Origin of the sequence: Collinsella sp. CLA-SR-H006 (assembly GCF_040097075.1) — a bacterium.
In the GTDB taxonomy this organism is placed as follows: domain Bacteria; phylum Actinomycetota; class Coriobacteriia; order Coriobacteriales; family Coriobacteriaceae; genus Collinsella.
Genome location: NZ_JBBNPD010000038.1, coordinates 1 through 645, shown reverse-complemented (window position 1 = coordinate 645; position 645 = coordinate 1). Strand labels below are relative to the sequence as shown.

Sequence of the window (645 nt, the reverse complement as noted above, 5' to 3'; positions counted from 1 at the left end):
CCGCTGATGCCTCCGAGCCGCACGGAGTCGCCACTCGACCTCTGACTCGGCGCGAGGCCGAAATAGGCCGTGACCTGCCTTCCGGAACGGAACCTCGTGAAGTCGCCGACCTCGGCCGAGAAGGCTGCGGCCAGCGCGAAGGCGCAGCCCTTGATCGACTGGAGGGCGGCCACCTCCGCGGCGATCGGGCTGGCATCCACGGCGGCCCTGTACTCGGAGAGCAGGTCCGCCCGGGCCTCCGCCGCGGCCTCGACCTCGTTCCTCAGGGCGGCGAGCGTCCGAACCCCGCCATCGTCCTCCGGCCTGACCTTGTCGAGCCACCTCAGGAAGTCGTAGGTCCAGTACTTCCTCGGGTTGCCGGCGGGCGTGGTGCCGCCGTAGACGAACCCCCGCTTTGCGAGGAAGGCGAGCAGCCGCTGCTTGGCGGTCGCCAGGCGCGCGGTCGCCCCGTCGTAGGCGCCGGCGAGGTCCCTGATGCCTTCGACCTCGGGGGAGGGGACCCATACGGGGGAGATGTCGTGGGCGAGTATCGCCTTGGCCATCCTGGCGGCGTCGTTCCTGTCGTTCTTGGAGGCCGAGTCGGCGGCCGACCTGGGGATCTTCGAGACCGCGGCGACGACGCACTCGACGCCGAGCCCGGCGAGC

At 71.2% G+C, this 645-nt stretch carries 1 protein-coding gene; it reads right to left on the bottom strand.

Features of this window, described 5'->3' with window-relative positions:
- Positions 1-645 (bottom strand): transposase (locus AAA069_RS09960; RefSeq protein WP_349128273.1); only part of this gene is annotated, 645 nt, incomplete at both ends.